General features: G+C 33.4%; 13 protein-coding genes. 8 read left to right on the top strand and 5 right to left on the bottom strand.

The window, feature by feature from the left end; translation table 11 throughout:
- Nucleotides 1-93: 93 nt before the first annotated feature.
- Together QBK95_RS07680 and QBK95_RS07685 are read left to right on the top strand one after the other, a co-directional pair.
- Nucleotides 94-1,023 carry a GYDIA family GHMP kinase gene (locus QBK95_RS07680; RefSeq protein ID WP_280932239.1) on the top strand — a complete coding sequence of 310 codons (930 nt, stop codon included), beginning with the start codon at nucleotides 94-96 and terminating at the stop codon, nucleotides 1,021-1,023.
- Nucleotides 1,024-1,316: 293 nt separating this feature from the next.
- The gene (locus tag QBK95_RS07685) at nucleotides 1,317-3,803 is read left to right on the top strand and encodes a glycoside hydrolase family 9 protein (protein WP_280932240.1); all 2,487 of its coding nucleotides are present in this window, start codon (nucleotides 1,317-1,319) and stop codon (nucleotides 3,801-3,803) included.
- A gap of 104 nt (nucleotides 3,804-3,907) precedes the next feature.
- Here QBK95_RS07685 and odhB read toward each other — a convergent pair whose 3' ends face one another.
- On the bottom strand, nucleotides 3,908-5,128 hold the full coding sequence (odhB, locus tag QBK95_RS07690) for a 2-oxoglutarate dehydrogenase complex dihydrolipoyllysine-residue succinyltransferase (protein ID WP_280932242.1): 1,221 nt from the start codon (nucleotides 5,126-5,128) through the stop codon (nucleotides 3,908-3,910).
- Between the two features lie 61 nt (nucleotides 5,129-5,189).
- Nucleotides 5,190-7,973, bottom strand: a complete 2,784-nt coding sequence (locus QBK95_RS07695; protein ID WP_280932244.1) for a 2-oxoglutarate dehydrogenase E1 component — start codon at nucleotides 7,971-7,973, stop codon at nucleotides 5,190-5,192.
- A 114-nt stretch (nucleotides 7,974-8,087) separates the two neighbouring features.
- Between QBK95_RS07695 and QBK95_RS07700 the strand changes: the two genes are divergently transcribed.
- The gene (locus tag QBK95_RS07700) at nucleotides 8,088-8,609 is read left to right on the top strand and encodes a hypothetical protein (protein ID WP_280932246.1); all 522 of its coding nucleotides are present in this window, start codon (nucleotides 8,088-8,090) and stop codon (nucleotides 8,607-8,609) included.
- A gap of 142 nt (nucleotides 8,610-8,751) precedes the next feature.
- A complete protein-coding gene (locus QBK95_RS07705) occupies nucleotides 8,752-9,129 on the top strand; it encodes a hypothetical protein (RefSeq protein ID WP_280932248.1) in 378 nt (125 codons plus the stop codon).
- Nucleotides 9,130-9,144: 15 nt separating this feature from the next.
- Here the strand turns inward: QBK95_RS07705 and QBK95_RS07710 are convergent, their stop codons facing one another.
- The 3 genes from QBK95_RS07710 to QBK95_RS07720 are packed head-to-tail and all read right to left on the bottom strand — an operon-like array spanning nucleotide 9,145 to nucleotide 11,111.
- Nucleotides 9,145-9,771 carry a hypothetical protein gene (locus tag QBK95_RS07710; RefSeq protein WP_280932250.1) on the bottom strand — a complete coding sequence of 209 codons (627 nt, stop codon included), beginning with the start codon at nucleotides 9,769-9,771 and terminating at the stop codon, nucleotides 9,145-9,147.
- Nucleotides 9,772-9,787: 16 nt separating this feature from the next.
- Nucleotides 9,788-10,120, bottom strand: a complete 333-nt coding sequence (locus QBK95_RS07715) for a hypothetical protein (protein ID WP_280932252.1) — start codon at nucleotides 10,118-10,120, stop codon at nucleotides 9,788-9,790.
- Between the two features lie 16 nt (nucleotides 10,121-10,136).
- Nucleotides 10,137-11,111: a polyprenyl synthetase family protein gene (locus tag QBK95_RS07720; RefSeq protein WP_280932255.1), complete on the bottom strand. Its 975-nt coding sequence runs from the start codon at nucleotides 11,109-11,111 to the stop codon at nucleotides 10,137-10,139.
- Nucleotides 11,112-11,296: 185 nt separating this feature from the next.
- Here QBK95_RS07720 and QBK95_RS07725 point away from each other — a divergent pair, with 185 nt between their 5' ends.
- From QBK95_RS07725 to QBK95_RS07740, 4 genes are read left to right on the top strand one after another with little or no spacing between them, the layout of a single operon-like run.
- Entirely contained in the window at nucleotides 11,297-11,896 is a 600-nt protein-coding gene (locus QBK95_RS07725) for a TetR/AcrR family transcriptional regulator (RefSeq protein ID WP_280932256.1), read from the top strand.
- Between the two features lie 3 nt (nucleotides 11,897-11,899).
- Nucleotides 11,900-13,321 carry a TolC family protein gene (locus tag QBK95_RS07730; RefSeq protein WP_280932258.1) on the top strand — a complete coding sequence of 474 codons (1,422 nt, stop codon included), beginning with the start codon at nucleotides 11,900-11,902 and terminating at the stop codon, nucleotides 13,319-13,321.
- Between the two features lie 8 nt (nucleotides 13,322-13,329).
- Nucleotides 13,330-14,496, top strand: a complete 1,167-nt coding sequence (locus QBK95_RS07735; protein WP_280932259.1) for an efflux RND transporter periplasmic adaptor subunit — start codon at nucleotides 13,330-13,332, stop codon at nucleotides 14,494-14,496.
- Nucleotides 14,497-14,501: 5 nt separating this feature from the next.
- Nucleotides 14,502-18,002, top strand: a complete 3,501-nt coding sequence (locus tag QBK95_RS07740; protein ID WP_280932261.1) for an efflux RND transporter permease subunit — start codon at nucleotides 14,502-14,504, stop codon at nucleotides 18,000-18,002.
- Nucleotides 18,003-18,227: the final 225 nt, after the last annotated feature.

Below are 18,227 nucleotides of genomic sequence, written 5' to 3' on the forward strand. Positions count from 1 at the left end.
TTATAAAATACTTCTCGCAGTATATTTATAGTATTCACGAGATAAAAAACATCGTAAAAAAGTACATTTGTCTTCGATTAAGGCAAATATTATATGTTGAAAAAAACCTTTTATAGTCACGGAAAGCTTCTTATAACTGGAGAATACTTAGTTCTTGATGGAATATCTGCATTAGCGGTTCCTACTAAAAAAGGACAATGGCTAACTATCGAAGAAAATAATTCTGATCAAATTTCATGGAAAAGTTTTGATCACAAAGAAGAATGCTGGTTCGAAGCAAACCTTATTCTTGAAAACGATACCATTAGGCAAACCAAAAATGTAATTGAAGAAAACGAAATAACAAATACTTTAATCAAAATACTTATAGCGGCCAAGGAACTGAATCCTAATTTTCTTTCAAAAAATAAGGGATATACTATTGAAACCAAATTAGAGTTTGATCGTGAATGGGGCTTGGGATCTTCTTCTACATTGATTAATAATATTGCACAATGGGCAGAAGTAAATGCTTTTACATTATTAGAAAATAGTTTTGGTGGCAGTGGATATGATATAGCCTGCGCTCAGTATGATACTCCTATCATATATAAGCTTAACAACAATGTTCCTGTAATTAAAAAAACAGAATTTAACCCTATATTTAAAGATCAATTATTCTTTGTGTATTTAAATCAAAAGCAAAGCAGTAAAGAATCTATTAAACATTATCAATCCTTATCATTAAAAGATTTTGATCACGCTGAGGCAGTTGTTAACGAAATCACAGATAGCATACTTTATAGTAAAGATATTCGAGAATTTGAAACCTTAATAAATTCACACGAAGAGATAATTTCTTCAATTATCAAAACTCCTACCGTAAAATCAACGCTATTTCCTGATTATACAAGAAGTATCAAAAGCCTTGGTGGATGGGGTGGAGATTTTATTCTTGTGACAGGTTCACAATCCGACATGATGTATTTTAGAAATAAAGGCTACGATACTATTATTCCTTATACTGAAATGATTTTAGAATAAGTTTTGCTGTTCATTACCAAAAAAACATCATATTTCCCTCTTAAAATTTATTACCTATAGTATCAATTTATTATTTAAAAAATCTATACTACGTGTTTCTTTTTAGAGAAATAAGCGTTTAACCCAGTATTTCCTAAAAAACATAAAACACTGTAAATCAATGTGTTTTATGTATTTATTTTAAGTTTCATAAAGTTTTGTTATTACTTTGTATATGCAATGTTAAGATCACAATATATCTATACCTCCTTATGTTATTTGTACATTAAAATTCTAACACACAAACCGTCATAATGAAAAAGCTACAATTTCTATTATTGATAACTTCTATTATTGGAGTTCATGTACAAGGTCAAATTACTTACAGTGATAATTTTGATGAAGGAATATTAAAAATAGATCCAACTACTGCCTATACACCTTCTTTATCAAACAACAATCTATCGATTTCTGGGAATGGTACCGCTGGCGCGTATGCTGCATTTACCTATCAAATTCATAATAGTGGCACCAATACTAATATCAATATCGCGTCTGCCCCTAAACTTTTTATTAAAGCAAAAGGCTCCTCTATTCCTGATCTAAGAATTGATTTACAAGATCAAAACGATTATGTTACTAATCTCAGTGCGCAATCTATAAATCTATCAGATGAGTTTCAGATATTTGAATTGGATTATACTGGAAAATTAGAAGATGGTGGCTATGGAGGACCTTGTGCCCCAGCAAGTGCACCTTGTCCAGTGGATGCGGCTATGATCAAAAATCTGGTAATGTTTGTGAATGCCGCTACAGGTGGTTACACTGGAACTATCGAAATAGATTGGATCTCGTTTGGAGAGCCACTTGAAGCCATACCGCCTCCATCTGAGTATGACATTAGATACAATCAGGTTTCTTATCTAAAGGGAAAAGATAAATTAATCAATATTGTTGCTAAAAGTAGTTTTACTAGTAAGTCCTATACTATATATGATAGTTCTGATAATGTAATAACTAATGGAAGTACTGGAGCCTCTGTTTTATGGAGTGATTCTGGAGAGCACGTAACTGTTGTTGACATTTCCTCTATCGATGCAGTAGGCACATACCGTTTTGCAATTGATGAGATGGAAATATTCTTTGACATTAGTAATGATGGATATGAAGAGGTACGTGAACAAGCTTTTAAATATTATTATTATAACCGAGCTTCTACTGAGATTACTGCGACCTATGCTGGTGCGTATGCCAGAAACCTAGGGCACCCTGATAATCAAGTAATTGTACATTCGTCAGCAGCGTCTGCTACAAGACCTACTGGAACCATTATTTCTTCACCAAAAGGTTGGTACGATGCTGGAGATTACAATAAATACATTGTAAATAGTGGGATTAGCACATACACTTTGTTAGCAGCTTATGAGCATTATAGCACATACTATCAAGATGTAGATTTTACTATTCCAGAACAAGGTGGCGATATCCCAGACATTTTGGATGAAACCATTTGGAATCTCGATTGGATGCTCACTATGCAAGACCCCAATGATGGTGGAGTTTACCATAAGCTTACTGGTCTTAATTTTTCTGGAAACGTAATGCCTGATCAATATACTTTTGATCGATATGTAGTTCAAAAAACTACCTCAGCGGCACTAAATTTTGCTGCAGTAACCGCAATAGCATCTCGATTATTCGCAAATTTTGAAGCTGCAAAGCCTGGTTATAGCACTGCATTATTACAAGCTTCAAAAAATGCTTACGCTTGGGCAAAAGCAAATCCTGCAGTTTACTATAACCAACCATCAGATGTACAAACAGGTGAATATGGAGATAATAATGTCATCGATGAATTACAATGGGCGGCAGTAGAACTTTTTATCACGACAGATGAAGCTCAATATAAAAATGATATCGATATTGGTCAAATTGGAAATGGAACACCTTCTTGGCAATATACAGCTCCTTTAGCTTTAATTTCAATTGCTCATCACACATCTAATTTAACAGGAGATATCGATGTTACAGCTGCTAATAACAAGTTACTATCTTCTGCAGATCAACTAAAAAACACAGTAAATACTTCTCCTATGCAAATTGCAATGAACACCTCTGATTACAATTGGGGAAGTAACGGAAGTGTAGGAAATCAACTAGTTATTTTAATAAGAGCCTACGAATTAACTAATGACAGCTCATATCTGGATGCTGCTTATAAAGCGATGGATTATATCTTCGGAAGAAACGGAACTGGATATTCTTATGTGACAGGATTTGGAGACAATAAAGTATTAGATCCTCACCATAGAATATCTGTAGCTGATAATGTAGCTTTTCCAGTACCTGGTATGATTGTAGGAGGTCCTCATTCTGGTCAACAAGATGGTTGTTCTGGATATCCTAACAATAACCCTGCATCTTCCTTTGTGGATGATTATTGTTCCTATTCTACAAACGAAGTAACTATTAACTGGAATGCTCCTCTTGTGTATTCATTACATGCGCTACATTTTTACCAAAACGAATCACTTACTTTATCCATAGATACTTTTGAAGAGACCTCAGAAAAATTTAAAATTTTTCCAAACCCAATACATGAAATTTTAAACATAAAGTTTCTTGCCTCTACCTCCTCTTCTAATATGGAGATATATTCTATTCAAGGCAAAAAGGTTTTTTCTAAAATTTTAAATGACTCCGAATCCAAAATAAACATTGGTAATTTACCTTCTGGATTCTATTTAGTAAAAATTAAAGGTGAAGGTCGCACATACGCTACTAAGATTATCAAAGAATAGATAGAGATTTTATTCGTATGAGCTGCAATTAAAAAACCCTTATATTTTACTCTCGGTTATCCTCTGAGTAAAATATAAGGGTTTAAAGTATGAGATATTATTTCCTAAAGTTCTAGTGCTTTAGTAACATTATTATCCATTAATAATTCTTCTGGGTTTTCTAATGCCTCCTTAACTGCTACTAAAAAACCTACAGATTCTTTACCATCAATAATTCTGTGATCATAAGATAGTGCCACATACATAATTGGAGCAACTACAATCTGCCCGTCTCTTACTATTGGACGCTCAACAATATTATGCATTCCTAAAATAGCACTTTGCGGAGGATTAATAATTGGTGTAGATAACATACTTCCGAAAACTCCACCGTTAGTTATAGTAAAAGTTCCTCCAGTCATTTCATCTACCGTAATCTGGCCATCACGTGCTCTAATTGCTAATCTTTTTACCTCAGATTCTACACCTCTAAAGCTTAGGTTCTCTGCATTTCTAATTACGGGAACCATCAATCCTTTAGGTCCAGAAACAGCTATACTAATATCCTGAAAATCATAAGATATCATTTCCTTACCATCAATCATAGAATTTACAGCAGGATACATTTTTAACGCTCTAACACATGCTAGAGTAAAAAATGACATAAAACCAAGACTTACTCCATGCTTGCTCTTAAACGTTTCTTTATATTGTTTTCTTAAGTCAAAAATTGGTTGCATATCCACTTCATTAAAAGTGGTTAGCATTGCTGTCTCGTTTTTTACAGAAACCAAACGTTCTGCTACTTTACGACGAAGCATTGATAGTTTCTTACGAGACTCTCCTCTACCAGCTGTTCCTGGAGTTCCCATTGAAGGTACTGCATCTATCGCATCTGCTTTAGTAATACGACCATCACGACCAGTTCCTTTTACCTGAGAAGCATCCATTCCTTTTTCTGCAAGTACTTTTTTTGCAGCTGGCGAAGCGGTACCAGTTGCATATGTTTCAGTTTTTACTGAAGCTGCCGCAACAGGAGCTTCTTCCTTTTTCTCTTCTACCTTTGGAGTTTCTGTAGAAGCAGAAGCAGTATCGCCTTCTGGTTTAGCAGCATCTGTATCTATATGACACACTACTTGTCCTACAGCAACAGCATCACCTTCTTCTGCCATTAATGTAATAATACCACTAGCTTCTGCAGGAAGTTCTAATGTAGCTTTATCACTATCAACTTCTGCAATAGCTTGATCTTTTTCTACATAATCACCATTTTCTACAAGCCATTGTGCTATTTCTACTTCTGTAATGGATTCTCCCGGAGAAGGGACTTTCATTTCTAAAGCCATAATTCTAAATTTATACTTTATATCGCTTTCGCGAAAATATTTCTATTGTATCGTTACTTTACTATTTCTTTTTTCTTTTTTGATTATCTTTTGTTTTATCAAAAACAAAATCAATCACTTCTTGATGCCTTCTTTTAGATCTTGTAGCACTTCCAGCTGCAGGAGCGCCATAAGGTCTTCTACTTGCAAATCTAAACGTTTTAGCATCATCATATTCCATTAATATATGACTCAGTGCTCCCATATTTCTAGGTTCTTCTTGAGCCCAAACTACCTCATCGGCATTATATTTCTTAATCAATGCATCCATTTCTGAAGCTGGTAATGGAAATAACTGTTCTATTCTTACCAATGCTACATCTTTCCTTTTTAATTCTTCTTTGGCATCCAATAAGTCATAATAGAATTTACCTGTACAAAAAACCAATGTTTTGGTATCTTTTGCTTTAGCTTCAGGATCATCAATAACTGTCTGAAAACTTCCATTCGCAAATTCTTCAATTGAAGAAACTACTTTAGGATGACGTAGTAAACTTTTGGGAGTAAATACTATTAAAGGTTTACGATAATCAGCTTTCATTTGCCTACGTAATAAATGGAACATATTAGCTGGTGTCGTAACATCTGCAACAAACATATTATCCTTTGCACACAGCTGAAGATAACGTTCCATTCTTGCAGAAGAATGTTCTGCTCCTTGACCTTCATACCCATGTGGTAACAACATAACCAATCCATTTTGCAACTTCCACTTATCTTCTGCAGAAGAAATATATTGATCAATCATAATCTGAGCTCCATTACTGAAGTCTCCAAACTGTGCTTCCCAAATTGCTAAGGTTTTTGGACTTGCCATAGCATATCCATAGTCAAATCCTACTACACCATACTCTGAGAGAAGTGAATTATAAATATAGAAATCTCCTTGCTCTCCTTTAAGATTATTCAATAACAGTACTTCTTCTTCACTGTCTTCTACTTTTACAACAGCATGTCGATGAGAAAAGGTTCCTCTTTCTACATCTTGTCCGCTCATTCGTACATCATAACCTTCTTTAAGCAAGGATCCATACGCTAACAATTCTCCCATTGCCCAATCTAACTGATCTTTTTCAAAAAACATTTTATGTCTTTGATCAATCAACCGTTCTATTTTACGTAAGAACTTTTTATCTGTAGGTAATTTTGTTATTACCTCTGCTATTTCTGTTAAGCTTTCTTTAGAATAGGTGGTATCCACCACTTGCATCATTTCGTCTTCCTGAACTCTGGTAAATCCTGCCCATTCATCATGCATAAATGGAGTAATCACCGTTTTTTCTAACTTTCTGGAATCTTCTAATTCTTCTTCTAACGAAGCTTTATATGCTTTCTCTAGCGCAACAACGTGATCTTTATCAATAATACCTTCTGATATTAATTTTGCTGCGTAGATATCTCTTGGGTTTTTATGTTTAGCAATTGCTTTATACAACTTTGGCTGTGTAAAACGAGGTTCATCACCTTCGTTATGCCCGTATTTTCGATAACCTAATAAATCAATAAATACATCACGCCCAAAATTCATTCTAAAATCCAACGCAAAATTAGTGGCGTGCACCACTGCTTCTGCATCATCAGCATTTACATGAAGTACTGGAGATAATGTTACCTTACCCACATCTGTACAATACGTAGACGAACGAGCATCTAGATAATTAGTTGTAAATCCTATTTGATTATTAACCACTATATGAATGGTCCCGCCAGTTTTATATCCATCTAATTGCGCCATCTGCACAATTTCGTACACTAATCCTTGCCCTGCAACGGCAGCATCTCCATGCACTACAATTGGTAAAACCTGTGATATATTATCCTTATAATATCTATCTTGCTTCGCTCTGGTAATTCCTTCTACCACTGCTCCAACAGTTTCTAAATGCGAAGGATTAGGAGCAATATTCATGTTGATTGCTTTCCCAGAATCGGTTTCACGTTTAGAAGTCCAGCCTAAGTGATATTTTACATCTCCGTCAAAAACTGCTTCTTCATAATCTTTACCATCAAACTCGCTAAATATATCCTTAGGGCTTTTTCCAAAAATATTTGTTAATGTACTTAAACGACCTCTATGCGCCATTCCCATTACAAACTCTTTAACACCCATATCTGCAGCTTTCTCTACCAACGCATCCAGGGCTGGAATAAGAGACTCTCCACCTTCTAGAGAGAAACGTTTTTGCCCAACATATTTAGTATGTAAAAAACTCTCAAAAGAAACTGCTTGATTAAGTTTTTTTAAAATGTGCTTTTTTTGATCTGAAGAAAATTTAGTCCTATTCGTATTAAAGTTTACTCGTGATTGTATCCATTCTCTTTCTTTAGGATTACGAATATACATATACTCTATTCCGATAGCATCACAATATATCTGTTCTAAATGAACAATAATATTACTTAATGTATTAGGCCCGATATCAATAATTTCTCCAGCATTAAAAACTGTATTAAGATCTCCTTGACTTAATCCAAAATTCTCTATTGCTAAAGTGGGGTTATATTTTCTACGATCCCTAACAGGATTAGTTTTGGTAAATAAATGCCCACGTGTTCTATATGCATCTATAAGTTGTACAACCTGAAACTCTTTTTGAACATTTTCTGGAACCACTACTGTGCCTCCTGATTCTTTTTCTACGTATATCGTTTCCCCAGAACCATCTGCGCTTTCTAATCCAAAATCAAACCCTTGAAAAAAAGCTCTCCAACTAGGTTCTACACCATCGGGATTTTGCAAATATTGATCGTATAAATCTGCAAAAAATGCGGTATTAGCCGCATTCAAAAATGAATATTTATCCATATGTAAGTATTCAACCGTCTTTTTATTATAAAACATCACAAAAATACAACAATTACAGTTTATTAAGTATCGAATTATATATATTTATTGTAACTATTTTTTAGATTTTTAATAATGAAAGTAATTCTTATTAGCAATATCAAATCCTTAATCTTAGTATTTTTAATATTCTTTTCCTTACAGAAAAGTTATTCTCAGGATGAAAATTTTTGGTCTCACGTTAGATTTGGAGGAAATATCGGTATCGGTTTTACTGATAACACTTTTAATGGTGTGATTGCTCCTTCTGCTATCTATGATTTTAATAATCAATTTAGTATGGGGTTTGGACTTAATTTTGGATACACTGATTCGCAAGATTTTACCGCAACCAATTATGGTGCAAGCCTAATTACTTTATACAATCCTTTTCCTGAATTACAATTATCTGCAGAGTTTGAACAAATGGGAGTAAGTACTAGTTTTGAGATTGAAGGAGAAAACCTCGATGATAGTTATTGGTATCCTGCCTTATTTATAGGAGCTGGTTATAGAATAGGGTTTGTGAGTATTGGTCTTAGATATGATGTATTGTATGATGAAAACAAAAGTATCTATGCAAGCGCATATGCTCCATTTGTACGAGTATTTTTCTGAACAAAATACTCTAATCTGCACAGCAAGTATGTTATTTATCCAAGTAAACTGCCAATGATCTAATATAGAGAAGAATACAGGTGAATTTCTTCAGTTTTTTCTACATTTACAGATAATCTTAGATTAAAAACCCCAAAATACAATGAAAAAGTATATTCTAATGCTATCAATTGGAATAGCAATCTCTTCGTGTTCGAGCAATAAAAAAACCGTAGCTTCCAAATTTGACCCTGCTAATAATCCTTATTATGTAAAAAAGGAAAAAAAAGGATTAGAATTAAGTGAAGTAAATGATCCAAAAATACAAGGTAAGATCACCGCTATAATTGAAAAACATCTTGGTATTTCTATTTCTTCTATTGCTATTTCTCCAATAACGTCAACAGGTTCTGGTTATCATTGGAAATTTATGAATGTAAAAAATGGAAAGACTTTTATTGGATCTACTGATCTTAAATTTAAGTCAGTTAACATACGAAAGAATAACAAAAAGACGAACTCACAAATATCGGATTTTTGATATCGCACAAATTAGCTACCACATGTGAAAAATACAGCTGGGCTTTCTATTAGAGTAGCTCTGAAGCTTTTTTTCTGATTTCCTAAGTAATCTATATTTGTAGCGTATATCTTCAACATCCTCTAAGCAATTACTAGTTTCAAATGTTAGTTTGCTAAAGTAATCCTGATCCCATTCCGCAAGTTTTTCCCCATGTTTTCTTTCAAAACATTCCTTGGTATTAGTATTTTTAAAGAACATTCTTTGTTCTGTTACTTCAATCACTTTTTCTACACTTGTGGATGATACTCCTTGACTACTTTCTTTATAGAGCGTATTCATATACATTTCTTCAGAAATTGAAGTTTTTATTCTTAGTGTATCTCTTTCGATAAAATAATTTTCTAAAAACGAATTATTCCCAAAACCTTGTTTATAAATATGAGTCATTAATATTAACTCTTTATCTTGATAATAAAACTCAATTCTTCCAGACAAGTCTTCAGAACATTTATAATACTTTGTTCTATTTTTAATCAACGTATCCTTATCCGTTATTCTTTGTAAGAAATTAGTATATGCAGTATTAGCTGTATCAAATGCCTCTTGACTAAAACCAATTTTCAGAATAAACAAAAACAGTATACTACTAAATAACCTCATTGATATAGTAAAAATTTTACAACTTATTTCTATAATATATTTTTTGCCATTCTCTTTTCAAAATCAAGTAAGTTGTATATTGTGAAATATCCAAACTATCTTCTGATTGAAAATTTCTAACAGCTTTTTCTGACACATCTACTGCATATAACAAATTTAAGTATTCATTAAAGGCATTATTCAATTTTTCAAAAAGCAAGTTTTCTATATTTAAAAAAAGTTCTTTAGGATTTAACTGATCTCCTATAGTATGCTCAATTCCTGCTCGATGAATATCTTTTTGAAGTTGCTGAATTAATTGTGGGTACAAATTAGAACTCACAACCTCTTCGATTAGTTGTTCAAACAATATAATATTTTGACTTTTAGACACTCCTATTCATTAATTGTTCTCCAAAAAGCCGTAAAATTTTCTTTTTATCTTCCGAAATAGATAAATTCTCTAAAACTTCAAAGGCCATTTGAGTATATTTTTCAATTTCTAATCTCGTCTTCTCCTTCGCTCCTGTAGTTTCAAAAATACTTTTAACCGTTTCAATCTTTTCTGTAGGGTCTTCTGGATTAAGAGAGAATAATCCTTCTAATTGCTTTCTTCCATTTACATCAGTAGATTCTATTGCTTTAAGATACAGAAAGGTCTTTTTATTTTCTATAATATCGCCACCTACTTGCTTCCCAAAAGTTGCTGGATCACCAAAGGCATCTAAATAATCATCCTGTAACTGAAACGCCAATCCTAACAACCTCCCAAAATCATATATTGATGACTTGCAGGTTTCTGAAGCATCTGCAATAATAGCTCCCATTTGCATAGCCGCAGCTACCAGCACTGCGGTCTTATATTCTATCATTTTTAGATACTCAGGAATAGTGACATCATCTCTTGTTTCAAAATCGATATCATACTGTTGTCCTTCACATACTTCTATTGCCGTTTTAGTAAACAACTTTGCTAATTGCCTAAAAGTATCACCTTTATAGTTTTCGAATAATTGATACGCATTGATCAGCATGGCATCTCCAGAAAGGATTCCTGTATTGACATCCCATTTTTCATGAACAGTCTCTTTACCTCTTCGTAAAGGAGCATCATCCATAATATCATCATGAATTAAAGAAAAGTTATGAAAAACCTCTATCGCCAAAGCCGCATCAAGAGCATTTTTATAGGAACTTCCGAAAATTTCGGAAGTCATCAATACCAAAACTGGCCTCAATCTTTTTCCTCCAAGATTTAAAATATAAGAAATAGGCTCGTATAAATTCTTAGGTTCTTTATCTATTGTGTTTTTTGAAAGATATTCCAAAAAATACCCTTGATATTCTGAAATTGTGTGCACTGCTATTTTTTTATGCTAAAGTAACTGAATCTTTTCAAATGGTATAGACCAAAAACAAACTTCAACTTTATACATCTATTAAACAACATATTACAACAATGTTAAAAAATTGTAAAACTTAGGAAACTTTTAATGTTTTTAAAGTTTCCTGATGTACATTTGCACAAATTAATTCACACCTTTAGATGAAGGAAAAAATAATTGAAAAAGCAAATGATATGTTTTTGAACTACGGTTTCAAAAGTGTTACCATGGATGATCTTGCTTCAGAAATGGGGATTTCTAAAAAAACTATCTATGCTCATTTTCAGAATAAAACCAAACTAGTAGAAGCTACTACAGATCATTTGTTCTGTACGATTAGTGATGGTATCGATGCTATTTTAGAGGAACAAAAAGAACCGATAGAGGAATTATATGCTATCAAAGCTTTTGTAATGTTTCATTTGAAGGATGAGAAAACATCTCCTCAATATCAACTTCAGAAATATTACCCCAAAATACATAGCAGCCTTAAAGTTAGACAGTTTGATACCATGCAAGAATGCGTTATCGAAAACCTGGAAAGAGGCATCCGAAAAGGTGTTTTTAGAGAAAATATTCGAGTTGAGATCATATCCAGGCTTTATTTTATGGGTATGACCGGGATAAAAGATCAGGAAATGTTTCCCAGACAAGTATTTCCTGTTTCAAAATTAATGACAGATTATTTAGAATATCACATACGAGGTATTGCTACCGAAAAAGGATTAAAAATTTTAAACAAGCTAATAAAAGAACAATAAATTATGAGAAACCACCTTTGGTCTTTATGTTTCTTTAGTCTATTCACGTTATCTGGTTTTGCACAAGAAACTCCAGTTTCTTCGCAATATTCATTTACGATGAATGAAGCTATTGAATTTGCACTAGAGAATAGTTACCAGTCCATCAATGCAAGGCGTGATGTGGCGAAGGCCTTAAAACAAAAATGGGAAACCACAGCAACTGGTCTTCCGCAAATTAATGCAGCCATTGATTATCAAAATCAGTTAAAACAACCAGTATCTTTATTACCTGCGTCTGCTTTTGATAATAGAGAAAGTACTATCAATACTGTAGAAGATTTTTTTGGATTGACTGCAAATGGCACTCCTGATCCTTTAGAAGGTTTTATCCCCGTTGTATTTGGAACCAAGCAACAACTTACAGCGAGTGCTACCTTATCACAATTGTTATTTGACGGATCTTATCTTGTTGGTTTAGAAGCTGCAAAAAGTTTTCTACAATACAGCAATGATGCTCAGGAAAAAACGCTGATTAATGTTCGCGAAAGTGTAATTAATGCGTACGGAAGTGTTTTAGTATCCGAAGAAAGTGTAAAAATTCTTCAAAACAATAAAGCCGCTTTAGAAAAAAACTATGAAGAAAGAAAAAAGATTTTTGAAAACGGTTTAGCAGAAGAAGAAGACGTAGAACAATTACAAATTACACTCCTACAGATTACTAATCAATTAAATAATGCAGAAAGGTTATCCAAAATAGCATTACAAATGTTTAATCTTACGATTGGTGTTGATGTAGATTCCAATACTGTTCTATCCGATAATCTAGATAGCCTAACAATTAAAAATACGGATCAATCGATAGGATTTACTCCTTTTAAAATAGAAAACAACATTGATTATAGATTAGGTTATTTATTGACAGAACAAAGAAGGTTAGAATTAAAATTAGAAAAAAGTAAAGCACTACCTTCTCTTTCTGCATTTGTTAACTATGGCACACAAGCTAATAGTGATTCTTTTACATTTTTGGATAGTGAGCAACGCTGGTTTCAATCATCTATATTAGGAGTTAGTCTTAACATACCTATTTTTAGTTCCTTAGGAAGAAGTGCTAAAACACAAAGAGCAAGAATTGCTTTCGAACAAGCAAACACATCTTTTATTGAAGCACAACAACAAATTCAACTTCAATATAATAGTACTGTAAGTGATTATCAACTTTCTCTGGAAACCTACGATACATCAAAACAAAATCTGGCACTAGCAGAAAGAATAGAAAACAAAAATCAAATCAAATACAATGAAGGATTAGCTTCTAGTTTTGAATTACGACAAGCACAATTACAATTATACAGCGTGCAACAAGAAGTACTTCAAGCAATGTTAACCATCATAAATAATAAAGCCAAACTGGAATCAATTATAAATACACCTAATAATTAAATATACCCATGAAAAAGATACTTATCATATTATCTGCATTCCTTCTTATAGTTTCTTGTGGGCAAGAAGGCGCAAAATCTATAGACAAAGTCATCGAAAAAGGTGATCTTAAAGCAATACGTGCCAAAAGAAGTGAAGTTGTAGCCGAACAACAAGCCGTTGCGGACAAATTAAAACAGTTGGATGAAGCTATCGCATCTCTTGATACCATCAAAAAACTTCCTTTGGTAACTACCATAGTAGCTAAAGATTCTCTTTTCAATCATTATCTGGAATTACAAGGTAGTGTAGAAACCAAAAAGAATATTGTACTATATCCTGAAACTTCAGGAACATTAGTAAGAGTATTAGTAAAAGAAGGACAAAGAGTTTCTAAAGGTCAAATACTTGCTCGAATTGATGATGGCGGTCTTAGTCAACAAGTAGCACAAATGGAGGTGCAAGCAGAATTAGCAAAAACTACATATGAGCGTCAGAAAAAACTATGGGAACAAAAAATAGGTTCTGAAATTCAATACCTACAGGCTAAGACTAGTTATGAGTCTGCTAAAAACGGAGTTGGACAGATGAAACGTCAATTAGCAAAGTCTACAGTAAGCGCTCCTTTTTCTGGAATCGTGGATGACATTATTGCAGAACAAGGTAGTGTCGTAGCTCCTGGACAAACGGAATTAATTCGTATTGTGAATCTAGATGACATGTACATAGAAGTAGAAGTTCCTGAAAGTTATATCGCAAATATTGTAAAAGGTAAAGAAGCAAAAGTACATTTCCCTATACTGGGTAAAACTATTGATACCAAAATTAGACAGGTTGGAAATTACATCAACCCTAATAACAGATCTTTTACCGTAGAAGTTGCTGTTCCTAACAAAGAAGGAGTTATCAAGCCTAATCTAACAGCTAAGGTAAAGATCAATGATTATACCAGTGAAAAAGCAATTTTGATCCCACAAAGTATAATTTCAGAAAACTCAGAAGGAGATCAGTATACCTATGTAACTTCAGGTATTGATGCCAAAAACATTGCAGAAGCTAAAAGAGTTATTGTAAAAACTGGAAAAACACAAGGTGATCTTATTGAAATATTAGACGGGATTAGTAGCGGAGATGCTATTATTAGCGAAGGTGCCAGAAGTGTTAAGGATGGTCAAAAAGTAGAAATTATAAACTAAATCCTATGGAAGTTAATAAGAAAAAGGTAGATAAGGAATTTAGATTATCATCCTGGGCAATAGATAACCCAACCACAATCTATGTAATGATTGGTATTTTCTTGGTGTTAGGTTTATCTGCATATTTTTCAATGCCAAGAGAGAATTTTCCTGAAATCAATGAAACCAAAATTTACATAAGTGTTCCTTATCCTGGTAACACCTCTGAAGATATAGAACGATTAATAGTTGACCCTTTAGAAGATAAACTAAAAAACGTTAGTAACGTAGTAGAAATTGTATCTACTTCTCAAGAGGATTATGGTATTATTACAGTAGAATTTGATGAAGATCTTACGGTTGCAGAAGCCAAACAAAAGGTAAAGGATGAGGTAGATTCTGAAAAATCTAACGAGGACTGGCCCACATTTAATGGTGCCAAAGTAGAACCTAATGTTTTTGATTTAAGTATCTCTGAAGAGACTCCGATCATGAATATTAATATTACAGGAGATTATCCTGTAGAAAAGTTAAAGCTATTCGGAGAATACCTCGAGGATGAGATCGAAGACTTGAAAGAAATTAAAGGTGTTGATATTCGTGGAGCTCAGGAAAAAGAAGTCGAAGTTGCTGTAGATATATATAAAATGATGGCGGCAAAAGTGAGTTTTGACGATGTGCTTAATACCATCAGAAATGGAAACGTTACTATGTCTGCTGGAAATATGATTAGTAGTGGGCAAAGAAGAACGATTAGAATACTTGGTGAAATTGATCAACCTTCAGAGTTAGATAATTTCGTAGTTAAATCGCAGAATGGTGCAGTGTATTTACGTGATATCGCCAAAGTAACCTTTAGAGAAGAGGATAAAACCACTTACGCTAGAGAGTTTGGTGACAATGTTGTAATGCTAGAGGTTAAAAAACGTTCTGGTAAAAATATGGTAGAAGCTGCAGAAAAGATCGGTCTAATTGTAGAAGATGCCGAAAAAAATGTATTCCCAACAGATCTAAATATTAGTATCGCTAATGACCAATCTTCTAAAACCATAAATCAAGTTGATGACCTGGTTAACAATATTATTTTTGGGATTATATTGGTAGTTGGAGTATTGATGTTCTTTTTAGGGTTTAGAAATGCATTATTCGTTGGTTTTGCAATCCCAATGTCTATGTTTATGTCATTTATGATTCTATCGTTACTTGGATATACCATGAATACCATGATCCTTTTTGGATTAATTATGGGATTAGGGATGTTGGTTGATAATGGAATTGTAGTAGTAGAAAATGTATTCAGGTTGATGGAAGAAGAAGGAATGTCTCGTACTGAAGCTGCTAAAAAAGGAATTGGTGAAATTGCTTTTCCAATAATTATTTCAACACTAACCACTGTTGCGGCATTTGTACCTCTAGGGTTATGGCCAGGAGTGATGGGGCAGTTTATGATCTATTTCCCAATAACTCTTTCTGTAGTGTTAGGTTCCTCATTATTTGTGGCAATATTTATTAATTCCATGTTGGTATCCCAATTTATGGAAATTGGAGAAAAAGTATTGACCATTAAGCAATTAATTAGAATAAGTTTAATCCTTGGTGGATTCGGAATCTTTATTCTTATCGTTGGAGGACCCGTTAGAGGCTTAGGTTCTTTAATGATATTTACAGCCATCATGTTCTGGGTGTATCGTTTTTTACTAAAAAATGCGGCAAACTTCTTTCAGAAGCGAATTTTGACTTGGTTAGAAAATAGCTATCAACGTTTTCTTTCGTTTGCTTTAAGAGGATGGCGTACGTATGCATTTATTATTGGAACATTCCTTTTACTATTTATTGTATTTGCAATGTTTGGGGCATCCGTAGGAAGTCAACGTACCAAAATTGAATTTTTTCCAGACAATACGCCAAACCAGATCATTGTCTATATTGAATATCCTCAAGGAACAGATATTAAGAAAACTAATAAGATCACCAAAGAAATTGAAAACAGAGTCTATGCAGTCATTAATGATGAAGAATATGTAGAAGGTAAAGATTATAATTTCTTAGTAGAAGCTGCAGTCTCACAAGTAGGTGAGGGAGCTGGAAATCCACTAACAGACGGAGGAAGTAGTGCAGAAATGCCTCATAGAGCCAAAATTATAGCGGCAATGAGAGAGTATAAATTCCGAAAAGGAAAAGACTCTGAAATACTACGTCAAAAAGTACAAAACACATTAAAAGGAATTTATCCTGGTGTTGCAATATCTGTAGAAAAAGATGCCGTTGGTCCTCCTGCTGGATATCCTATTAATATAGAAATCGAAGGTTCTGATTACGATGAATTGATTACTGTAGCAGAAAAAATGCGAAATTTCATCAACGAAAAAAATATTCCAGGAATAGAAGAATTAAAAATTGATGTTAACAAAGGAAAACCTGCAATGCAAGTAGTAGTAGATAGAGAAAAGGCGGGAGAACTTGGAGTAGCTGCAGGACAGGTAGGCAATCAATTAAGACGTTCAATTTTTGGGGAAAAAGCAGGTGTTTATAAAAAAGATGGTGAAGATTATGATATCTATGTTCGTTTTGACGAAGACAATCGATATAATACAAGTGCTTTGTTTAACCAAAATATCACTTTTAGAGATCAGGCGTCTGGTAAACTTAAAGAAATTCCTGTTTCAGCGGTAGCTTCTCAAAAAAACACTTCTTCATTTAGTGCTGTAAAACATAAAGACACTAAACGTGTAGTAACAGTGTATTCTGGATTACAACCTGGATTTACAGATGCTGGAGCCATTGTAGCTCAAATACAGACAGAAATGGCTAGTTTTACTAATTTACCAACAGGTGTTAAGATTGATTATACGGGTCAGATAGAAGAGCAAAATAAACAAATGACTTTTTTGATGGGTGCTTTCTTTACTGGACTTGGATTAATTATGCTAATCCTTATTTTTCAATTTAGTTCTATCTCTAAACCTACGATTATTATGATCGCTATATTCCTAAGTTTCATAGGAGTGTTTGGTGGCATTATAATTACAGGAGCAGCTTTTGTAATTATGATGACTATGATGGGGATTATTTCTCTTGCTGGAATTGTAGTGAATAATGGAGTGGTACTATTAGACTATACTCAACTATTAATAGATCGTAAAAAGGTAGAACTCAATATTCCCGAAAATGAATTACTTGCAAATGATGAAGTAATGAAATTAATTGTAAAAGGAGGAAGAGCACGTCTTAGACCAGTAATATTAACTGCAATCACTACAGTATTGGGATTGATTCCTTTAGCGGTTGGTTTTAATATTGACTTCTTCTCGTTATTTACAGAATTTGATCCTAAAATCTATATCGGAGGAGATAATGTAATCTTCTGGGGACCATTGGCGTGGGCAGTAATTTACGGATTGATCATTGCCACCTTCTTAACACTTATTATTGTTCCTTGTTTATTCTTTATTGTACATAAGATTAAAGTGAGGTTTCGCAGAAAAAAAAGCGTCCCAACTGAAACACCAGTTACCGCTACTGTGTAAACGTCTTTAACAAGCTTTAATCTAAAAACCATCTTGGAGTTGAACTCTAAGATGGTTTTTTTATGGTACTAAAAAGTAATGATGTATCAGAGGAAAATTTCATAATTAAGGGTAACATTTTCATCCTTTAAGACACTTACTTATATAGATCGTATTTCTATGCAGTAATTATGTATTAATTAAAGACACATAACTCCACAAAAAAAGGTGGGAAAAAATCTTTAC

It is taken from the genome of Aquimarina mycalae, assembly GCF_029906345.1.
GTDB lineage: Bacteria > Bacteroidota > Bacteroidia > Flavobacteriales > Flavobacteriaceae > Aquimarina.